Origin of the sequence: Kitasatospora sp. NPDC093558 (genome assembly GCF_040683475.1) — a bacterium.
Taxonomy (GTDB): Bacteria; Actinomycetota; Actinomycetes; order Streptomycetales; family Streptomycetaceae; genus Kitasatospora.
In genome coordinates, this window is sequence record NZ_JBFBDY010001256.1 from 1 (window position 1) to 1254 (window position 1254).

The following is a 1254-nucleotide window of genomic DNA, read 5'->3' on the forward strand; positions in this document are numbered from 1 at the left end:
CGGCCTTGACCGCGGCCGCCAGGAACTGCGGCGTGCCGAGGGCCACCATGCCCTGGGCGTCGTTGCCGCGTCCGTGCAGCAGCACGCACACCGGCAGGTTGGTGCTCGCCGTGGCGCCGGGCGGGAGCATCGTCACCATCGTGACCTCGCGGCCCCGCGCCGCCGAGCGCACCTTCTCGACGTGCACCGCGCCGGGCGCCGCGTCCGGCACGCTGCCGACGGTGCCGGTCATCCCCAGCACCTTCTTCAGCCCCACCCCGCCGGGCCGCCACCCGGCGAGCCTCCCGCCCGCGGCGCCGGCCCCGAGCAAGGGAGGCCCGCCCGCGCCGCCGGCCCCGAACCGCAGCAGGCGCCGGCGCGACACCGCGGGGTCGGCGGGGGGCGCCGGGGGCTGTGCCGGGGGCTGCTCGGTGGTGCCGTCGGTGGTGCCGTCGGTGTGTGTGGTCATGTGGGGTGGCCTTTCGCCGTGCGGTTGTTCGGGTTCGGCCACGGTTGGCGCGCGGCGGTCCACCGCAGCGACATCAGCACGTTTCCCCCGGTCAGGCCGGTTCGGGCGACCGGCCACCGTTGTTGACGAGGGATCGGGCTGCGCGGTTCCGCCCCCTCGCTTCACACATCACGCTTCACCTCTGGTCCGTGTGTGAGGTGTCCGGCCCTTCTCACTGCCCGAGGTGCCCGGGGTTTCCGAGGGGTCGGACGAACGGCAGGTCCTGCGGCCGCACGTGCTCGCGCGGGCCGGCCGCGCGCAGCACCACGTCCAGTACGCGCGCCGGGTCTGCGGCGTACGCGTGCGAGAACCACGCCATGTTCGCTTCCACGACGGCCCAGCGGTGGCCCGGGCGGTAGGCGTCGAGCAGCTGTCCGACGTCCAGGACGACGGCGCTCGGCAGGGTGAGCCCGGCCGCGGCGACCAGCCGGGCGACGAACTCGGCGATCTCCGCGGCGGCGGGGTCCGGGCCGAGCGGGTCCGGGCCGAGCGCGCGCGGGTCGAGAGGGCGCGGGTCGAGAGGGCGCGGGTCGAGGCGGCCGAATACCGCGTACCGGCTCGCCGTGGCGATCCGCCCGTCCAGCAGGAACAGCCGGTACTCGGCCGCGAACGTCACCACTTCGGAGAGCAGCACCGGCGTCGCCGGGTCCAGGCCGGCGGGCAGCCGGGAGCCGTCGGCGTAGACGTCCGCCGGGAAGGACTTGTCCCGTGGCGGCTTGACGAACGTCGGCCGGTCGAGCGCCCAGGCGTCCGCGACGGTCGCGGCC

Annotated in this window: 1 protein-coding gene and 1 pseudogene; both read right to left on the minus strand. The window is 76.1% G+C overall.

What is annotated here, in order from left to right; translation table 11 throughout:
- Positions 1–448, minus strand: a pseudogene (locus tag AB0O00_RS40150) (hypothetical protein); the annotation flags it as partial.
- Positions 449–659: 211 nt separating this feature from the next.
- Positions 660–1254: ATP-grasp domain-containing protein (locus AB0O00_RS40155; RefSeq protein WP_363659606.1), on the minus strand; the 595-nt coding region annotated here is incomplete at its 5' end.